Annotated in this window: 15 protein-coding genes; 5 read left to right on the forward strand and 10 right to left on the reverse strand. The window is 62.4% G+C overall.

Features of this window, described 5'->3' with window-relative positions; genetic code table 11:
- Positions 1-39: 39 nt before the first annotated feature.
- The 5 genes from WKV53_RS23355 to WKV53_RS23375 all read right to left on the reverse strand — a co-directional run bounded on the left by WKV53_RS23355 (position 40) and on the right by WKV53_RS23375 (position 8,061).
- Positions 40-2,478, reverse strand: coding sequence for an autotransporter-associated beta strand repeat-containing protein (locus tag WKV53_RS23355; RefSeq protein ID WP_341407235.1), 2,439 nt, complete (start codon positions 2,476-2,478; stop codon positions 40-42).
- 71 nt (positions 2,479-2,549) lie between these two features.
- Positions 2,550-4,955, reverse strand: a complete 2,406-nt coding sequence (locus WKV53_RS23360) for a pectinesterase family protein (RefSeq protein WP_341407236.1) — start codon at positions 4,953-4,955, stop codon at positions 2,550-2,552.
- Between the two features lie 40 nt (positions 4,956-4,995).
- On the reverse strand, positions 4,996-6,459 hold the full coding sequence (locus tag WKV53_RS23365; protein WP_341407237.1) for an NAD(P)H-hydrate dehydratase: 1,464 nt from the start codon (positions 6,457-6,459) through the stop codon (positions 4,996-4,998).
- 18 nt (positions 6,460-6,477) lie between these two features.
- Positions 6,478-7,086, reverse strand: coding sequence for an N-acetylmuramoyl-L-alanine amidase family protein (locus tag WKV53_RS23370; protein WP_341407238.1), 609 nt, complete (start codon positions 7,084-7,086; stop codon positions 6,478-6,480).
- 108 nt (positions 7,087-7,194) lie between these two features.
- Positions 7,195-8,061, reverse strand: a complete 867-nt coding sequence (locus WKV53_RS23375) for a hypothetical protein (RefSeq protein ID WP_341407239.1) — start codon at positions 8,059-8,061, stop codon at positions 7,195-7,197.
- Between the two features lie 209 nt (positions 8,062-8,270).
- On the opposite strand from WKV53_RS23375, the gene WKV53_RS23380 reads away from it, so the two are divergent.
- From WKV53_RS23380 to WKV53_RS23390, 3 genes are all read left to right on the forward strand, one after another.
- A complete protein-coding gene (locus WKV53_RS23380) occupies positions 8,271-8,774 on the forward strand; it encodes a DUF8617 domain-containing protein (protein ID WP_341407240.1) in 504 nt (167 codons plus the stop codon).
- A 60-nt stretch (positions 8,775-8,834) separates the two neighbouring features.
- Positions 8,835-9,764: a carboxylesterase family protein gene (locus tag WKV53_RS23385; protein ID WP_341407241.1), complete on the forward strand. Its 930-nt coding sequence runs from the start codon at positions 8,835-8,837 to the stop codon at positions 9,762-9,764.
- A gap of 126 nt (positions 9,765-9,890) precedes the next feature.
- Complete coding sequence (locus tag WKV53_RS23390) at positions 9,891-11,492, forward strand: choice-of-anchor D domain-containing protein (RefSeq protein WP_341407242.1); 1,602 nt, start codon at positions 9,891-9,893, stop codon at positions 11,490-11,492.
- A 105-nt stretch (positions 11,493-11,597) separates the two neighbouring features.
- On the opposite strand, the gene WKV53_RS23395 is transcribed toward WKV53_RS23390, so the two are convergent.
- Positions 11,598-12,452 carry an endonuclease/exonuclease/phosphatase family protein gene (locus WKV53_RS23395; protein WP_341407243.1) on the reverse strand — a complete coding sequence of 285 codons (855 nt, stop codon included), beginning with the start codon at positions 12,450-12,452 and terminating at the stop codon, positions 11,598-11,600.
- Between the two features lie 210 nt (positions 12,453-12,662).
- On the opposite strand from WKV53_RS23395, the gene corA reads away from it, so the two are divergent.
- Positions 12,663-13,754, forward strand: coding sequence for a magnesium/cobalt transporter CorA (gene corA / locus WKV53_RS23400; RefSeq protein ID WP_341407244.1), 1,092 nt, complete (start codon positions 12,663-12,665; stop codon positions 13,752-13,754).
- A gap of 13 nt (positions 13,755-13,767) precedes the next feature.
- The gene (locus WKV53_RS23405; RefSeq protein ID WP_341407245.1) at positions 13,768-14,232 is read left to right on the forward strand and encodes a VOC family protein; all 465 of its coding nucleotides are present in this window, start codon (positions 13,768-13,770) and stop codon (positions 14,230-14,232) included.
- A 13-nt stretch (positions 14,233-14,245) separates the two neighbouring features.
- On the opposite strand, the gene WKV53_RS23410 is transcribed toward WKV53_RS23405, so the two are convergent.
- The 4 genes from WKV53_RS23410 to leuC all read right to left on the reverse strand — a co-directional run bounded on the left by WKV53_RS23410 (position 14,246) and on the right by leuC (position 18,753).
- Entirely contained in the window at positions 14,246-16,102 is a 1,857-nt protein-coding gene (locus WKV53_RS23410) for a hypothetical protein (RefSeq protein ID WP_341407246.1), read from the reverse strand.
- 63 nt (positions 16,103-16,165) lie between these two features.
- The gene (gene leuD / locus WKV53_RS23415; RefSeq protein WP_341407247.1) at positions 16,166-16,768 is read right to left on the reverse strand and encodes a 3-isopropylmalate dehydratase small subunit; all 603 of its coding nucleotides are present in this window, start codon (positions 16,766-16,768) and stop codon (positions 16,166-16,168) included.
- A gap of 22 nt (positions 16,769-16,790) precedes the next feature.
- Entirely contained in the window at positions 16,791-17,303 is a 513-nt protein-coding gene (locus tag WKV53_RS23420) for a DUF2059 domain-containing protein (RefSeq protein WP_341407248.1), read from the reverse strand.
- A 25-nt stretch (positions 17,304-17,328) separates the two neighbouring features.
- Positions 17,329-18,753 carry a 3-isopropylmalate dehydratase large subunit gene (gene leuC / locus WKV53_RS23425; protein ID WP_341407249.1) on the reverse strand — a complete coding sequence of 475 codons (1,425 nt, stop codon included), beginning with the start codon at positions 18,751-18,753 and terminating at the stop codon, positions 17,329-17,331.
- Between the last annotated feature and the right edge of the window lie 4 nt (positions 18,754-18,757).

An 18,757-nucleotide genomic window follows, 5' to 3' on the forward strand; every position in this document is an offset into this window, starting at 1 on the left:
AGAGCGAGTTCCACTGCGGCCATGCGGCCATCTAACAGATCACTCGGGGGTTCCAACGCCACCGCCATCGTAGGGCAGGATGCTAAATCGGAAGAACTCCTTCGTTTCGTCGATGGGTTGCTCGACGTCCTTCAGTTCGCCATCGCCAAGAAATTCTAACAGATTGCTCCAATCCACCAGGTTGATCGACTGTTGGAGGACGTAGCGGACGTCAGGAATCGTTTCCATGCCGAGGGTGACCGTGCCGCTTTCAAGGTCGGTGCTGAAGCTGTTGATCACTGGCGCACCTCCCGGAAGCACGGCGGTCATGCTGGGTGCCGCGTCGTTGGTGTCATTCGCGTCACCGGTGCCATTGTAGATCCACGGTGCCACGAAAACCGATCCTGTCGCAGCGGGTGCCGTGAAGTTGAGAGTAACGGTGGTGGTGCTGCCGTTCGCCAACGCGGAGACCGGGACGGTCAGCAGGTTTTCGATCACGCTTCCCGCAGGTGCGGAGCCATTGAAGGTGGCATTCGGCGGCAATTCGACTTCCAGGCTGGAAGCGGAGGAGTCGTTCGGCCCGTGATTTGTGATTGTGTAGGTGACGGTGAAGCTGGAAGCCAGATCGACGGCAAGCGGTGCATCCACGCTTAGCGCCAAGTCGGTGCTGGATGTGTCCGGCACCACGGTGAAGCCGACATCATTGCCGACCGGTCCACCGTCGCCATTGGCCTGATAGGTGACCTGCAAGGCGAGCCCATTGCCGATGGGGACGACTCCACCTTCCGGCAAGTTGTGGAAGGTGCCATGGATCGGATCGGTGCCATCGTTCAGCAAGAGAAAGAATGAGTCATTCTCGACAAGAACGGGGTCGCTGCCGAGGAGGAGGTCACCATCAAGGGTTACCGTTCCTTCCACCCGCATCTGATTGTACTCCAGCATCGGCGTGGTGCTGGCGAGGTAGAACTCGATTTCAGCCGAGCGATCCAAGGTGAAGTCGCCGGTCACATGCAATTGGCCGTCGTAGTCGGGGAGGACATAGGCACCTGCTTTGGCGTGGACGTTGCCATCGACGAATCCATTGCCCTCCAGATAGCCGGACACGGTGAGATCGCCGAGGAGGGAGCCATAGACATTGGCGAAATAGCTGGAAGGAACGTTGACTGGCACGGTCATGGCCGAGGCATCAAGCGTGGCGTCTGTTTCGATGAAGAAGGAATGGGAAGTGCTCCAAGCGGCATTGTTCGCGATACGAAAGGTGCCCTCGTAGGCATCGCTGTAGCCGGTGAAGGAGTTCGTGCCGCTAAGGACGACGGTGCCGGTCCCCGTTTTTTCGAGGCTCATGCTCCCGCTCAGCGGGCCGGTGATTTCCAGTGCGCCATCTGCATCGAAGGAGAGGGTGGTGGAGGTGGTTTGGGGATTGGCGCTCTGGCTGATGCCGCCGGAGATGCGGGCTTCCACTGCGGCAGGGCCGTCCGGCACCTGAATCTCCCGGTGCAAGTTCGTTTGGCCGTTGTTGAGTTGAAGCGGGTTTTGGAAATCGACCGTGTGAGTTGCGGTGTGGCTGCCCAGCACCAGATCGCCGTAGGTGGTGAAGCCAGAATGGGTGAGCGACAGGAATGGTGGTGAGATCTGTCCCCAGACGAAGGTGGAGCCTGCGCCGCCGATATTGACGATGCGATCCGCGCCATAGGCAGCGAAGCCTGCGCCGGCAGAGGTCTCCAAGCGCACTTCGCCGGGGCCGCTGCCGAGGGCGCGCGTGAAGTTACCGTTGCCGAGCTCCAACACGCCAAAGTTGTCGAGCCAGAGATTACCGGCAGGAAGCGAGGCGGTGCCTCGCAGCGAAAGAGTGTGATGCGAAACGATGCCACCTGACGGTGCGAACACGGTGGCCCAGCCGATCATGAGATCGCCGCCGGTGCCGGAAGTGGTGCCGGATAGCACGGTGGTGCCGCCGGAGCCGAAGAACGAAGTGATCCCGCTGCCCCAGGCGACGTTGCCTGTTAGATCGAGCACGGTGGTGCCATCAGCGCGGATCGATCCTCCGGTAGTGCCGAAGGAGACATCGCGTGGCATCGAGAAGGAGCTGGACGCAAGCAGGCAGCCGCCCTTGATGGCCAAGGGTGCAGTGCTGTCGCCGAGCGCGCTATCGGCGGGGATGGAGAGGATGCCTCTTTGGATCGTGGTGGATCCTCCATAGGTGTTTCCCGCGGCGAGCTTTAGCGCTCCATTGCCTATCTTCGTGACGTTGAAAATTTCGCTGCCGTCGTCGATCGCGCCGGTGACATCGAGCACGGCGGAGCTGGAGATGTCCGTAGTGCCATTGACGACGTTGAAGACGAGGTCTTGATCAAGAACGAAGCCGTCGCTGTGAACGAGTGTGCCAGGAGCAAGTGCCGAGTAGGGAAAAGTCGTTTCGGCGGCCAGGGGAGAGAGGAGTACGGCGACGGCTGAGGTTCCAGCAAAGAGGCCGCCCGGGGAGGGTAAGAATGGCATCATTCGATGCCGCAAGCATAGTTTCGGGAAGGCTAACGGAAAAGCCCTTTATCCCGCTGCGATGGACGATGAGCTTACTTCGGTCGCTTCCATGCGTTGGAGTCGCGCGTGTCGCCATCGGGGATGATGGCGATTTCTTCCGGTTGGATCGGGAAGGTGACGTTGGGCGATCTTGCTTCAGGGCCGATGCCGAGCGCTGGGAGAGGAGAGTCTACGGGCAAGGCGTGGTCGTTGCCGAGGCGCGGATCTTCGATGTGGTTTCCTTCCGGCAGGGGGACTGCGTTGGCTCCTTCCCTCCAGGGCTGCCGCGTGTTCCAGAAGACATTTCGCTGCACCATCGGAGAGCCGTAGCTCTTGGCCGAGATCCGGTCTTCGTTGAGCAACGACTGGGCAATGCCTCTTTCCGAAGTCGAGAAGATGTTTCCGGTCACTTGCGGTGAAACCTTCCCGCAGAGGGACAGGCTCACGCGTTTGTTATCCATGAATAGGTTCCGCTCGATCTTGTCGGTGCTCTCATTCCAGCAGGAGATGCCGCTGATCTCATTCCGGACGATCACGTTACTGGTGATCTCTCCCGCGGTGTCGCCAGAGGCGTAGATGCCACAGCGAGCATTTTTTTGAATCAGGTTTTTGGTGAGCTTCGGCGAGCAGTCGTCGTAACGAATGCCGTGCCATGCCGAGCTCTCGATAATGCATTCCGCGACGGTCACGGCGCGCGAGCGAGGGCGGATGGAGATGCCCGCGTAGTAGCAGTTCCGCACCGTGCAATCGAGGATGTCTGCCTGACATGAATCGCCGAGGACGATGCCGGTGTTCCATGCGGCGGCTACCAGGCAAGCGGTCATCCTGAGATGGGCATCCTTGGCCTCGATGCCATTGCCCACCGATCCGACGAGAGCGCAGTTCCAGAGATTCAATTCGCACCGCTCGGCGGAAATCAACGAGGTCTCAACCAATCCTCCTTCCGGGGGAGGAGTGCCTCTCATCGAGAGTGAAATGCCCTGGATGTTCACAATACCCTGCGTCTCGATTTTGATGGCCGGCAGCATGGCTTGCTCTGGCGGAATCTCGGGCTTCTCGTAATCACCGCGGTCCAAACCGTTTTTGGCGAGATAAGGGCCTTGAACCACGATGCGGGTCTTTTCCCTGCCGGAGCCGATCAAGGTAACCGGTTTGCGAATGGTGACGCGCTCCAGATAGGTGCCTTCGGCCAAGTGGATCACCGCGTTGTCAGGTGCGGCATTCAAGGCTTCCTTGAGCGTGGCAAATTCTCCCAGCCCATCGACGGATACGGCAGGTGGAGCCGTCTCCGGAGAAGGCCGGGATTTGAACGCGAAGATCGCCGCGTAGGCGCCGATGCCAGCAAGCAACGACAGGGCCATGACGGTGCCGCGTTTGCGCATGGATGGAATGACCCAATGGAGGATCAGAACGGCGACGACGAGTATGGAGAGGATCAGGACCGCGCCCTTTTCGAGACCCGAGGTCAGCCATGCGGCGATCAGGAGGATGGCCGGAGCGGAGTGGAGCAGCTGGCTCTTGAGAAACTCGAGGCGTGAAGGTCGCGGTTGTGGGGCGGCTGTGACTTCGCGCGTCACTTGGCCGAGCACGGTGTTGAAATCGCCCACGGTCTGGAATCTTCGTTCGGGCTCGGCTTCTAGTGCGCGAAGGACCACTTCATCCAGCCGCACATCGATTTGAACGCGGCGTGATGGTGCTACGGGAAATGTAGTAGGTCGCTCACCGGTGAGCATTTCGTAGAGGACCACGCCGAGGGCGTAGATGTCGGCGCGATGGTCGATGGCCTGGGCGCCGCCGTTTTGTTCGGGGGCCATGTAGTGCGGGGTGCCGGCGCGCTCGGCGGCATCTCCGGCCAAGGTGGCGATGCCGAAGTCGGCGATCTTCACGCGGCCGTCGCGATCCAGCAGGATGTTCTCCGGCTTGATGTCGCGGTGGACGATGCCGTGGTCGTGGGCGAACTGCAGGGCCTCGCAGATCGGAGGGATGATGGCGAGGGCTTGCTCGGGAGCCATCTTGCCGTCGCGGAGCAGGTCGCGGAGGTTCACGCCATTGATGAACTCCATGACGAGGTAGTAGAGGCCGCCGGTTTCGCCGAAGTCGTGGATGGTGACGATGTGCGGGTGGCTCAGCTTGGCGAGCATCTCGGCTTCTTTGGCGAAGCGGGCATCGCGTTCGCGTTCCGGGGCGAGGATCTTGATCGCGACGAGGCGGTTCAGTGATTTCTGGCGGGCCTTGTAGACGACACCCATGCCGCCGCGGCCGAGGCATTCGAGGATTTCGAACTGCGGGAATTTTTCGGCGATTTCCTCCGGCGCGGGCGGCGGTGGAATTTCGCGTGGTGCCCGGTCTTCATCGAGTGTCCGCGATGCAATCGCCTGGGCCATCAGGCAGGCGGGGCAGACCTCGCTGCCGGCGGGGAGGGGCTTGCCGCATTCGGGGCATGAGTTGGTGGGATTCATCTCAAGGCTCACTCACCCGAAAGCGAAAAGACGTTACAGCCTAGCGACGGCGTTCCTGCCAATCCCGCATCGCGCCACCGAGTTCCGCTAGCGTGTCGGTGGCGGTGGTGATGGGGCCTTTCGCCAAGGCACGCTCCGCGGCGCGGCCGCAGAGCCACGCGGCGAGGGAGGCGGCGTCGGCGGGTTTCATCCCTTGTGCGAGGAATGCTCCGGCGACTCCGGAGAGGACATCGCCCTGTCCGCCAGAGGCCATGCCGGCGTGGCCGGTGGGATTGAAGCGGGTCGCTTCGCCCGGGGCGGCGACCAAGGTGCGCGCGCCTTTCAAAAGGAGCGTGCAGGGATGGCGCGCGACGAAGGCCTGCGCCGCCTCAAGGCGATCTTTCTCCGCTAGGTCGGGTGCCAAACGGCGGAACTCGCCGGGGTGGGGGGTGATGAGGTGACGGCTTTCTAACAGGGCCATCTGTCCGGCCGAGACGAGGATGTTCAGCGCGTCGGCATCGAGAACTGCGGGTGGGTGGGGCTTGGCCAATGCGGCGAGGAGATCGGTTTGCTGGCTCTTGCTCATGTTCCCGATACCGGGGCCGATCACGAGCGCATCGTGCCCGGCGGAGAACGCATCGGCCACGGGCTTCCGGGAGACCTTCACCATTACCTCGGGAGGCATGGGGGCGGCCAGCGAGGGGAGAAATTCCGGCTCAACGTGCAGGGTTACCAAGCCAGCTCCTGCGCGAAGGGCAGCGGTGGCGGCGAGGATGGCGGCACCGGTCATGCCCGGGGAGCCAGCGAGCAGGCCGATCCTGCCGGCGTCGCCTTTATGGAAATCGTGGGGCCGCGGGGAAAGCAGGCCGGTGAAGTAGTCCGGGCAGAAGAACTCGAGCGCGGAACCGTCCGGAGGAGGAAGGTCGGCGAGTGGCACCAGCAGGATCCGGCCGGCGCTGGCGATGCCTGCCGGGGTGCTGAGGCCGAGCTTCGCAACTCCTACGGTGAGGGTGAGATCGGCGATGACGCCTTGGCCTTCGCCGGCATCGGCATCGATGCCGGACGGGAGGTCCATGGCGGCTACGATGGCTCCGTGGGAATTCCTCAGCCATGCCATCTCCTCGGCCAAACGGGCGAGGGGTTCCCGCAAGGTGCCGCGGGCGCCGATGCCGAGCAGGCCATCAAGCAAAAGGAGTGGCCCCTGTCCTTCCGGGATCGCGCTCGGCAGGTCGCCGAGTTCGCGCCGCTTGCGTCGCGGGAGCACGCCCCAGTCGGTTTCCGGGTAGGCGGCTTTCAGGGCGATCTGCCAGCCGGCTTCTCGGAGGTGCCGGAGGGCGACGAGGGCGTCGCCGCCATTATTGCCCTTGCCGATGTAGGCGACGGCTCGTCTCGGCCGGGGAAAATGATCGATCAACCTGCGAGCGATGCCTTCGCCCGCCAGATCCATCAGCGACTCCGCGGATACGCCGCGGCGGAACACGGCTTCCTCCAGCGACCGCATGGCCGCACCGGTGACAAACGACATGCCACCACCTCTAGCGGATCAACCCGCCTTGCGGAAGCGAACGATGCCCTCGGCGATGCCTTCGGCCAGCGACTGGCGGTACCATGCCGATTTCATCCGCGAGCGTTCGCCGTCATTGCTGACGAAGCCGCACTCGACGAGGATGGAGGGGCAGGTGGTGTTCCGGATCACGTAGAAGCGGGCGAATTTCACGCCGCGGTTCAGGGCCCGCACCTTGCCCATGATGCCGGAGTGGACATAGGAGGCCAGGGGCTGGCTTTGGGGGGAGCAGAAGTAGGTCTCGAGGCCGGAGACATCCTGCTTCCACGTGTAGTTGTAGTGGATGGCGACGAAGATCGCATCCGAGTAGCGGCTGGCGATGCGGACGCGCTCCGGCAGGGAGATGAAGTAGTCGCTGCGGCGGGTCATCACCGTGCGGAAGCCGCGCTTCTTGAGCTCGTTCTCAAGGCGGGTGGCGGTGTCGAGGGCGAGGTGTTTCTCGTAGACCATGCCCCACTGGCCGCCCTTGTCGTGGCCGCCGTGACCGGGATCGATCACCACGGTGCGGAAGGCGCGTGCCTGGGCCGGGAGGCTCGCCAGGCAGAGCGCGAGCACGGGCAGCAGCAGCGAACGGAAAAGCTTTCTCATGGCGGAAAGATTGTTAACCAAAGCAAACAATATAGATTTTTTAGATATGGGGGTCCGCGATGTAAAGGGTCAAATCCCTGAACGCTGGGGAATCCCGCGAGACGGAACTCAGAAAGTCGGGCGGTCGGAGGCCTTGCGCACCTTGCCGCGTGCTTCGGCCTCGGCCTTGGGATCGTAGGGGATGCTGTTTCCCACCTGCACGATTCCATCCCGCGAGGTCAGGAGCACCGGATCGGAGCCGGCGCCGCGCTTGTGCAATTCACGGCCGAGGAGCTGGCCATCCGGTGCGACGCGGACGTGGCCCCACATCTCCGGCGACATCAGGTAGAGCACGTGCATCACCTGGCGATTGTCGAGGGTCACGGAAGGCTTGCGGAACATCAGCGCCTCGCCCAGCGGGTGGGTCCGGATCGCGTTGCCGGTCCGGGTGTCCATCACCTGGGCGTAGAGGGTGGTCTTGGAGCCGGTGTTGAACTGGAGCACGCGGAACTCGCGGCCTTGGCCCGGTTTGCCGGCGAGGCCGATCTTCTGGGTCCAGTAGGGAAGAGCCGTATTGACGTTGAAAACGGTGCGGTTGGAGCCGTAGCCATTGTCCGCCTGACCCGGCAGCCGGACCACGGCGTAGACCGAGAAATTGCCCGCGGTCTGGAGCGGGTAGAGCGAGGCGAGATCGACGGTGCGGCTCATCGCCTGACCCAGCGGGATCTTCACCGCGCCGAAGGCCGGCTGGCCGATCGGGGTGAGGGCGACGCCATTCAAGTTGCTGACCATCAGGTCCAACCAGCCGACACGGCTGTTTCCTTGGAAGACGAGGTCCTGGCCGGACCGGTTGGTCACGGTGACGGCGACCGGGATCGATTCGCCGCTGACGAAGTTATTCCGCGCCATTTTCAGGGTTACCTCCACTTGGGCGCGGGCCGTGGACAGGCACAGGCCGAGGAAAAGCAGGGGGAAAAGCAGGCGGATTCCGGTCATGGGCTGGAAGGCCTAGCGCACACCCCCGGTCGCGTCAACCCAACGGGTCGGGAGGTCGTCTAACTACGATGGCGGGTGGTCGGCCACGGTCCGGCGCGGATTTCGGGACGGCGGGAAAAAGGGGCGTCCTCCGAGGGGGTGGGAGCTGTCGGCCCCATCCTAGGCAACGAGTTCTCGCCGATCCGGGCGTTCCATTGGAAAATCGCGCCATGAAATTCGCGTGCGCGTGCGGGAATCTGATTCCTGACCAGACGGACTACCTGTCGTATGCGGCTCACTTGATCGCCGATCAGGATCTCTACGATGCGACCGCGATGTCCGAGCGCGGCTCATCGGACTGGTGGCCCTCGCTCACGCGGAAATTGTACCAGTGCGATTCCTGCGGCCGGCTGTGGATCGAAGACCGCGGGAGGGAGCTGCGGGCCTTCGTCCCGGAGGAGCCGGCGCCTCACTTCCTGAGCTCGATCCATGGCGACCAATGGAAGCGGATCCTGAGGGGGGAATGGAGGGATGAGCGGGTGATCGCCACGCTGCCGCGCGGTTTCCTCGGCTGGGCGCATCTCTCGGAAGAGGATCATGCGACCTTCGATGACTGGGGGCTACTGGAGCGAGCTTACTACGACCGTTTCGAGGAGTTGAAGAAACGCGGGATCCTGCGCGATGCGATGCTTACCAAGAATGGGGAGACGGTCCATTCTTGGGGACGTGCGTGAGCTCGCGGTGTCACCTTGGGTGATTGCAAGGGAGCGGCCCGCTTGGCAGCGTGAAGGACGATGAAAGCGATCCTCGCGTTTTTGGCGGCAGGTTTTCTGAGCGTGTTGCCTGTAGTGGCGACTCCGCGGGAGTGGAAGACTGCCGATGGTGCCAAGACCATCGCGGCCGAATTTGTCAGTGCGAAGGATGGACAAGTGACCATCCGTCGCACGTCGGATCAGAAGATTTTCACGATCGCCCTGGCGACGCTTTCCGAAGCCGACCGCAAGTGGGTGGCGGACACGCTGGCGGCAGGAGAAGAGGCCTCGGCGAAGTCCGACAAGGGAAGCGCGTTTGCGAAATTGCTGACCGGCGAGTGGGAGCGCACGGAAGGTCATGGGCTGCAGTACCGGATCTATGGTGCTCGCAAGCTGCGCGGTGCCGATGAGGCGGGCTATCCGCTGGTGATCTACCTGCACGGGCGCAACGGCGATGTGATGACGCCGGAGCAGCCGGGCGATGCGCGTTCGTTTTCGGAGGAGGACAACTATCGGAAGCGCCCCTGCGTGATCATCGCGCCGCAATGCCCGAAGGACGGCAGCAGCTGGGACGGCAAGAATGCGGAGGCGGTGGTGGAGATCATCCGCGACCTGATGAAGAACCTGTCGGTCGACAAGAAGCGGGTTTACCTCACGGGCTACTCGATGGGCGGCTACGGGACGTTTTATCTGCTGGGGAAGGAGCCGAAGCTATTCGCCGCGGCGGTGCCGATCTCCGGTGGCGGGAATCCGAACGACGCGGAGAATTTCAAGGACGTGCCGGTGTGGGTCTTCCACGGTGCCAAGGATGAGACGGTGAAGCCGGAGCAAAGCAAGCGCATGGTGGAAGCGCTGCAGAAGGAGAAGGCCGAGGTGAAATTCACCGAGTATCCGGATGGGGATCACGGGATCTCCGGGAGGACGTATGCCGACAAGGCAGTGCACGAGTGGATTTTCCAACACAAGAAGTGACAACCGGGCGCTAAATCGAGGGAGGATGCGGCTTGTCGTTCGGGGGGGCGTGGGTTCAAGATGTTGCGTGACTATTAGGGGCATCTCGTGTGCCTCATATCGTCGCTTCCCCAACCTTCCCCTCCCTTGAAAACATACACTTCGCTTTTGCGCGGTGGCTTCGTCGCCCGTGCCCGTACTGGTTTTCTGGCTGCTGCCGTGACCTTGGCCGTGATGGCCGCTTCCGCATCGTTTGCCGCGCCGGACATCGTCATCGAATCGCCTCCGCCCGAAGTGATCGCCGATGGTGGTGATTTGGCATCCTTCGGCGATCATACCGTCGGCAGTGTGGCGCTCGTTAAAACGCTCACGGTCCGCAACACGGGTGACGCCGTTCTCAATCTCGGTGCCGCGACCTTCACCGGGGCTGCCGCCGGCGACTTCACTGCGGATCTTTCCGGTGCCGACCTCACGGTGGATCCCGGTGGAAGTACGACGTTTACCGTAGCTTTTGCGGCGACACGTCGCGGAGGGCGGGAAGCGACGCTGCAACTCGCGAGCAATGATCCCGATGAGAGTCCCTACGATGTCCACGTTTCCGGCAACGGGCTTGCCTGCGATGTGAGCGTGGAGTCCGGCGGCGACGAGATTCCGAATCCCTCCGGCAGCAAGGATTTCGGCTCCGTCAGTGTCGGCCTCGGTAGCGGCACCTATTTCTTCCAGTTGAAGAACACCGGCGAGGTGGACCTGAATTTGAACAGCATCACCGTGGGAGGAGACAATCCCGGAGACTTCCAAGTCGTCAGTGAGTTCACTTCGCCGGTGGTCGGACCGTACGGCTCCTTCAGCTATTTCTGGATCACCTTTTATCCCACCGCTGGCGGGACACGCTCGGCGGTCGTCAGCGTCAAGACCGACGATGTGGACGAGCCCGACTACCGCTTCACCATCACGGGTACCGGCGTGCCGGTCCCGGAGATCCGGACCGAGAACGCGGAGGGCGGCGAGATCTTCTACCAAGACTTCGGCGGGGTGGAGCCGGGCGACACGATCGGGCCGGTGGAAATCACCATCCGCAACAGCGGCACCGCGAATCTGAATCTCGGCACGCTGGTGCTCGCCGGGGACAATCCCGAGGCCTATCAACTCGACATCAGCGGCACCGCCGCGGTCGTCAGCCCGGGAGGGACCACCAAGTTCAAGGTGACCTTTCATCCCACCGACATTGGCTACAAGGCGGCTGTGGTGAAGATCCCCAGCGATGATGCGGACGAGGGTCTGCTGCAATTTTTCCTCAGCGGCTACAGCACCCACATGGCGGAGACCTATGTGGACTGGGCGGCGGCTGCCGGGCTGGAGGAAGAGGACTCGTGGACCGATGCCGAGCCCTATCACGATGGCGTGGCGAACCTGCTCAAGTATGCCTTCAACATGAACGGTGGCGGCCCGGATGTGCACGTCATGGCCGCCGATACCGGCACCTCCGGCCTGCCGCGCTGGTCGCTCATCAGCGGTGGTCCGCTCGGTCACTACCTGCGCGTGGAATACGTGCGGCGGAAGGGTGCGATGATTTCCTATGACGTGATGATCTCGGAGGATCTGGAGAACTGGGATTTCCCCACCGTGCCGCACAATGCCACCGTCATCGATGATGATTGGGAGCGCATCACCCACGACATCCCGGTGGATCTGGAGGAGACGCCGAGGATGTTCGGACGGGTGGTGGTGAATGAGTTTGTGCCAGCGTAGCGCGACGTGGAGAAATACGAAAACCCCAAGACATCGCGTCTCGGTGAGGTGCTTCACCGGAATTGGTGAGCTTCATCCGGACTAACAATCGAGTCATCGGACCTCCTAAGGAAACGACAGGGTGATGGTCACCGGCGAGTGATCGCTGGCCGCTTCGGGCACCTCGATCAGTTTGGCGCTTCCGGGTGGCAGGCCCTTGGTCAGGATGTAGTCGAAGGTGGTTGGCTCGAACTGAGAGCTGCCGTGCCAGGACAGGCGGTCTTTTTTTGCCACGTCCTCCCAGGTATTGTGGAAGCCGCCTTTGGTGAGAATCTCCAGGGTCTTGTCGCCGAACTGCCCGTCCTGGTTGGTGTTGAAATCGCCAGCGATGACGATGCCACGGATCCGGCCCTTGAAGGCGAGCCGTTCCATCAGCGAGACGTGCTGCAAAAGCTGGGCGGCGGATTCTTCCCGCATCCGCGAGTTGGCGGCGGCGGCATGGTCGTCACTGCTGCCGCGGTTGCTCTTGAGATGTACGCCATAGATCAACAGCACGCCTGTTTCCGGCGCAGGCAGATTCACCGCGGCGAAACTGAACCCGCGCGGGACGCCGATCGTTTGCTGCCAGGCTTCCGACCATGCCGCTTCCACGGGCAACTTGCTGGCGATGCCGACCTGCTGCGGCCACAGGGTCCCGTCCGTTTCGCTGCGGAAGGACGACACCACTACGGCCCGGAGGTCCGGGGTGACCGCGGCCAAATCGGCAAAGACCTGCCAGTTGCGGACTTCCTCGCCGATGAAGATGTCCGGCTTTTCCCGCTGGATCACTTCGGCCGCGGCCTTCTTGTGGGCATCGACGGCAGAAGCCTCCGCTGTCGGCGAGTGCCCGGGGAACCATTCGAGGTTCCAAGCCACCAGGCGGATGTCCGCGGCGGAGGCGATACCAAGCAGTGGCAGGAGGAGCAGGGATTTGAGCTTCATGGCGGAGAGTGACAGCAGCATCCCGGCCAGTCCCTGCGGGCGGCAAAATCAAAATGGCAACAGGATCGACGTGATCATCAGCGCGGGTTTTTGGAAAGTGGCGAGGACAACCAAACGGGGAGCTCGTTGGGTGACGCTTGTCTTTTGTTGGGGAAGACCGCCCCCAAGCCTGCCGCTTGAATCTCTTCCTCGCTCTCTTACGCTGTTCCGATGTTCATCAACCGTTACCCGGCACCGGGTTCCCCTCCGGCCACGCTCCTGCCTCACGTGACGAACGGCGAGGGAAAGAAGCCGCGGATCCGGCTGATCGAATACAACAATGACAGGCTGGATGAACGGGAGATCAGCGACGTGGGTGAGATGATCCGGGCGATCGAAGCCGGCAAGGTGACGTGGATCAACATCGATGGCTTGGGCGACATCGAGGCGCTCCGGGCGCTCGGCGAGCTCTTCAATCTCCATCCGCTGGCGCTGGAGGACGTGCTCAACACCGGCCAGCGGGCGAAGGTGGAACAGTTCGACGACCATTTGTTCATCGTGGCCCACATGGTCTACCAGAATGCGGAGAAAACCATCTGTGGCGAACAGGTCAGCATGTTCCTGGGCAAGAACTACCTGATCACCGTCCAAGAGGAGGCGGATTACGATGTTTTCGATCCGGTCCGGGTGCGCCTGCGGGCCGGCCGTGGTTCGATCCGGAAGGCGAAGGCCGATTATCTCGCCTATGCGCTGCTGGACTCGATCATCGACCACTACTTCCCGGTGCTCGATGAAGTCGGATGCTCGATCGAGGATCTGGAGGACAATCTGCTGGCAAGTCCCGACCGCTCGATCGTGATGAAGCTGCACGGTCATCGCCGGAGCCTGACCCAGCTGCGGCGTTTCGTGTGGCCGCTAAGGGACCTGGTGAACGGTCTGCTTCACGACAATTCGGGATTGGTGAAGGATCCGACCAAGGTCTTCCTGCGCGATTGCTACGACCACTCGGTGCAGCTCATGGACTTCGTCGAGAGCTACAAGGAAATCACCACCGGGCTCATGGAACTTTATCACTCCAGCGTCGGCTTGCGGACCAACGAGGTGATGCGGGTGCTTACCGTGATCACGTCGATCTTCATTCCGCTGACCTTTATCGCCGGGATCTATGGGATGAATTTTTCCGAAGAGAAGCCGGAGCATCTCGAGATGCCGCTGAACATGCCGGAGCTGTATCACCCGTGGGGATATCCCGGGGTGATGGCAGTCATGCTGCTCATTGCCGTGGCCCAGCTGATCTTCTTCAAGAGAAAGAAGTGGCTGTAACGCCAGCCATGCCATGTCCGAAGAACGCGAACCCAAGAAGAAGCCGATGCTGAAGCGAATGGATAACGTCCTGATCGTGGTGGACGATCTGGAAGCAACGAAGGCGTTCTTCACCGAGCTGGGTCTTGAATTCGAGGGTGAGGCAACGGTGGAGGGGCCTCAGGTCGGTCAATTGATCGGGCTGGAGGATGTGCGGGCGACGATGGCGATGATGCGGACGCCGGATGGCCAAGGCATCGAGCTGGACAAGTTCCACACGCCGGATGCCGTGCGTTTCGGGCCGGTGAACACGCCGGTGAATGCGTTCGGGATTCGCCGGCTGATGTTCGCGGTGGAGGGTATTGATGCGCTGGTTTCCCACATGCTCGGGCATGGGGCGGAACTGATCGGTGAGATGGAGTATGGGGACAGCTACCGGCTGGCCTACTTGCGCGGGCCGGAGGGGATCATCGTTGGATTGGCGGAGGCGCTGGGGTGATTCCAGAGCCCGCTCAGTCCACTTCAACCACCCGGAAAAATCCACGCGGGCCGCGGCTGAAGGCACCCAGCACGGAGCGGGTGGGGCTGCCAGCGGTGAAGCGAGACGCCACCGTCCACGGCCCGGTGAGATTTTCGGCCTTCTCAACCACGTAGCTGCGGCCGTGTGTCAGATTTTCGGCCATGAAGCGGACGGTCCCGTCCGTCGTTGAAATGAAGGCACCGGCGCGAACGGCCGGAGCTACTGCTGGCAGATGGCCGCGGAACAGGCCGACCTGTCCCTCCCTATTGCGGGCGATCCCATAGAAAGCCCCGTCCGTGGCGCAGGCCTGCGAAAAGACCTGCTCAACCGTGCCGAAGCCATCGAGCTCCATGCCTTCCCGGATCAACAGGTGCCGGTTACCCTCAGCAGTCCAGACGACGAGCCCGTAGCGGCTATTCGGGCTCAGGTCATGGCACACGATGGGGCCATAGGTGACCAGAGGACTGCCTGGCGGCGAAACAGCGGCGGCTTCGTGGATCTGGACCAAACCTTGGCCGGGCAATGTTATTCTATCTGCGTATGACGGGCCTGAGCGCGGCTTGGCGGTCCAACTCCCGTCTGCCCGGACTTCCACCTCGAACTGCGGAGTATTCACTCCAAAGGTTTTCACGATAAACCCGGCCGAGGTGTCATTGAGCCACCTGAACTGCGGTTCGCCGTCGATGGTCAGTCCTGTACCGGGGATCGTATCCCCGTTTCCAGGACTCAAACGGAAAGGACCTCCCGCGAAGGAGATCACGAACAGGCTATCCGAATTCGATGTCGAGGTGGCGATGGCGTAGCTGCTGCCCGTGTAGTGGAGCTCGCGAGGATAGTAGTGCGGAGTGCCACCGTCCGGCAGGATGGTGTCCGGCAGCAGGACCGGGGTGACTCCTTCGGGCCCGGCGAGGAAGACCGCGAACTGTTCGTGTCCCTGGTATCCATGGTTCGCGAATAGCACGCGACCGCCCGCCGGTGCTGGGTAGGAAATGTCCGTTACCCCGTCGCTGCCGATTGTGGCCAGGACTTGCGACTCTTCGCCAAGGGTCCAGACGAGGGTTCCGTCCTGCACCTGCGCGGTCTCTCCCGTTTCGAGGTTTCCTCCGTTCCAAGGGCTCGTCCAGAGGGATAGCACCACCTGCCGGGTGGAGAGGGAAAACAAGCCGGACCAGACAGGATCATAGGAGTAGCGCTGGTTCCAGAGATAGACGTGATCCGCATTCGCGCCTGTCACGCCCCAGCTATCATAGGGTCCGCCATTCAGCATCCCCAGCAGCTCCAACTGCGGAAGGGCAGCTTCTTTCTGGTTGAAGTGATCCAGCGCCAGCCCGCGGAGCTTAATGTTGTCCAGCGCGACCTTCGTGGTGGTGGCCTCCAGACGGGCCAGATTCGTCCAGGTGGTTGGAAAAGTCACCGTCTGGAAATCCACCTTTGGCCCGGTCCCATCGATCACGCCATCCGGGGTGAAATCGAAGTTCAGGACCGCTCCATCAGCCTTCGTGGCGCGGAAGCTCACCACGGAGGGGATGGCATAAATGCTATACTCCGCCACATCGATGGAGAGGGCATCGAACGGTGTCCCGTCTGCCTGGACGATCGAGACTGGTGCGCTGGTGGAAGCTAACCTGAGATGGATGCCGCCGTTGTCCGGATTGAAGGCGGATGATGGTTCCAAGATGAGAAACTCATTCTCCGGTCCCGTGACCCGGTAGCCATGCTGGGTGTAGCCCATGCCCCCGGGTAGGCTGAAGTCCAGCGTGCGCGTCGCTTTCAGGTGCTCCGGCACTTCCCCAGCCAGCAAAGTACTGGCCAAGGATAGGAAGAAGATAACAGAGGAGACGCGATGCACGGCTGGAGACAAGCGTCTCCAGCCTATGACGGCAAGCGAGTTGGCAACGTCCTCCGTGACGCTTCAGACGTAGTGCAGCTCCTTCGCCTTGGTGGCGATGTCGCTTTCGCGGTCGAGGAGTTCCTGGATGGGGTCCCAGCGGCCGGCGACGAGGGCGTCGCGGGCGGACTCGGGCATCTCGAAGCCGAAGTCGAGGCCGGTGGAGGAGCGGACGCGCTTGTTGACGAGGTCGATGGTGACTTCGACGGCGGGGTCGGCTTGGACAGCTTGGCGGAGTTGGTCGATCTCACCGGCGGCGAGGCAGACGCAGGGCATGGCGAGGCCGGTCGAGTTGCCGAAGAAGATCTCGGCGAAGGACTCGGCGACGACGGCCTTGAAGCCATACTTAGCCAGCGATTGCGGGGCGTGCTCACGGGAGGAGCCGCAGCCGAAATTGACGCCGGCGAGCAGGATGGTGGCGGCCTTGAAGCACTCGTCATTGAGCGGGTGATCGGTCTTCTCGCCGGTGTTCGGGTCGAAGCGGACGTCGTAGAAGGCGAACTCGCCGAGGCCGTCAAAGGTGACGCACTTCATGAAGCGCGCCGGGATGATGCGGTCGGTATCGATGTCGGCGCCGGGAACGAAGACGGCGCGGCCGGTGACGGTGGTGACTTTTTCGAGAGCCATGGAAATGGGAACCGGGTGAGGATTATTCGCCGTCCTTCGGCGCTGCCGGGGCGTCGCCAGCGGGCTTCTTGTACTTGCCGACGATGTCAGCGACCTTCCGTTGGAAGGCGGGCATCTCCTTCTGCACGGCGGGCATGGCGACCTTCATGGCATCGGCCATGATCGAAGGCATGGCGGAGAGAGTCTTCTGGCCGAGCGGGGTGCGGTAGAACTCGGTCATTTCGACGATTTCCTCCGGGGTGAAGTGCTTCTCGTAGAGTTCGATGGTCTTCTTGCGCAGCTCGGGGCCGGAGAAGATGCGAACGTACATTGCGCGAGCTTCGGTGCGGATCTCGGCGATGGCTGCCTCGGGGATGCCGCTGGCCTTAAGCTGCGAGAGGGTGGCATTGAAGGCGGCCTCGGCGGAGTCGACTGCGAGTTCTTCATTGCGCATCACTTCGAGGAGTTCCTCGGTGGGGGTCTTTTTCGCTGCCGGCTCAGCCGCGGACAAGCAGTTGCCCGCGAGCAGGAAGGACAGGAAGATGAATGTTTTCATGGAAGTGAGGATGTGAGTGTTCAGTTCAGGCGACGGCGGCGGCCGGTTCGATCTCGAAGACCTCGCGGGCGTCGGCGATGCTGCCCTGGATGGCGGCGGCGGCGACCATGACGGGCGACATCAGGACGGTGCGGCCGGTAGGGGAGCCTTGGCGGCCCTTGAAATTGCGGTTCGAGGACGAGGCGCAGAGCTGGTCGCCGACGAGCTTGTCGGGGTTCATGGCCAGACACATGGAGCAACCGGCCGCGCGCCACTCGAAGCCGGCGGCGGTGAAGATCTTGTCGATGCCTTCCTGCTCGCACAGGTGGGCGACGATCTGGGAGCCTGGGACGGCGATGGCTTTCACGCCCGCGGCGACCTGATGGCCCTGGATGTACTTGGCGACCTCGCGGAAGTCGGAGAGGCGGCCATTGGTGCAGGAGCCGATGAAGGCGACGTCGATCTTGACGCCCTTGATCGGGGTGCCGGCGGGCAGCTTCATGTAGGCGAGTGCCTCATCGATGCTGGCCTTTTCGAGCGCGGTGGCGGCGGTGGCGGGATCCGGGATGTTTTCGGAAACGCTGATGCCGTGGTCGGGCGAGATGCCCCAAGTGACGGTCGGCTCGATGGAGGCCGCGTCGATCTTCACGATGTCATCGTAAACAGCGTCGGCATCGGAGGCGAAGGCCAGCCAGCGGGCGGCGGTGGCGTCGAAGTCGGCCATGTCGACGTAAGGGCGACCTTGCAGGTAGGCGACGGTCTTGGCGTCGGGATTGACGTAGCCGCAGCGGGCGCCGCCTTCGATCGCCATGTTGCAGACGGTCATGCGCTCTTCCATCGACATTTCGTCGAAGACATTGCCGGCGTATTCGTAGGCGTAGCCGATGCCGCCCTTGGCACCGAGCAGGCGGATGATGTGAAGGGTCACGTCCTTGGCGTAGACGCCGGGGCGGAGCTGGCCGGTGACCTCGATGCGGCGGACCTTCAGCGGCTCCATGGCCATGGTCTGGGTCGCGAGGACATCGCGGACCTGGGTGGTGCCGATGCCGAAGGCGATCGCGCCGAAAGCGCCGTGGGTGGCAGTGTGCGAGTCGCCGCAGGCGATGGTGGTGCCGGGCTGGGTGATGCCTTGCTCAGGGCCGACGACGTGGACGATGCCCTGCTTGCCGGACTTGAGGTCGAAATAGGTGACGCCGAAGTCATCGCAATTCGAGCGCAGGGCCTCCATCATTTCCGCGGCGAGCGGGTCGACCGGCTGGTCCTGATTTTCGGTCGGGACGATGTGGTCGACGGTGGCGAAGGTGCGCTGCGGGTACTTCACCGTGAGACCGAGGTCGCGGAGCATCCCGAAGGCCTGTGGCGAGGTCACCTCATGGATGAGATGGGTGCCGATGAAAAGCTGCGTGCGTCCGTCGGCCAGAGTGCCGACGCTGTGGCTTTCCCACACTTTTTGGTAGAGGCTCTTGCCCATGATC

The sequence above is a fragment of the Luteolibacter sp. Y139 genome (genome assembly GCF_038066715.1).
GTDB lineage: Bacteria > Verrucomicrobiota > Verrucomicrobiia > Verrucomicrobiales > Akkermansiaceae > Haloferula > Haloferula soli.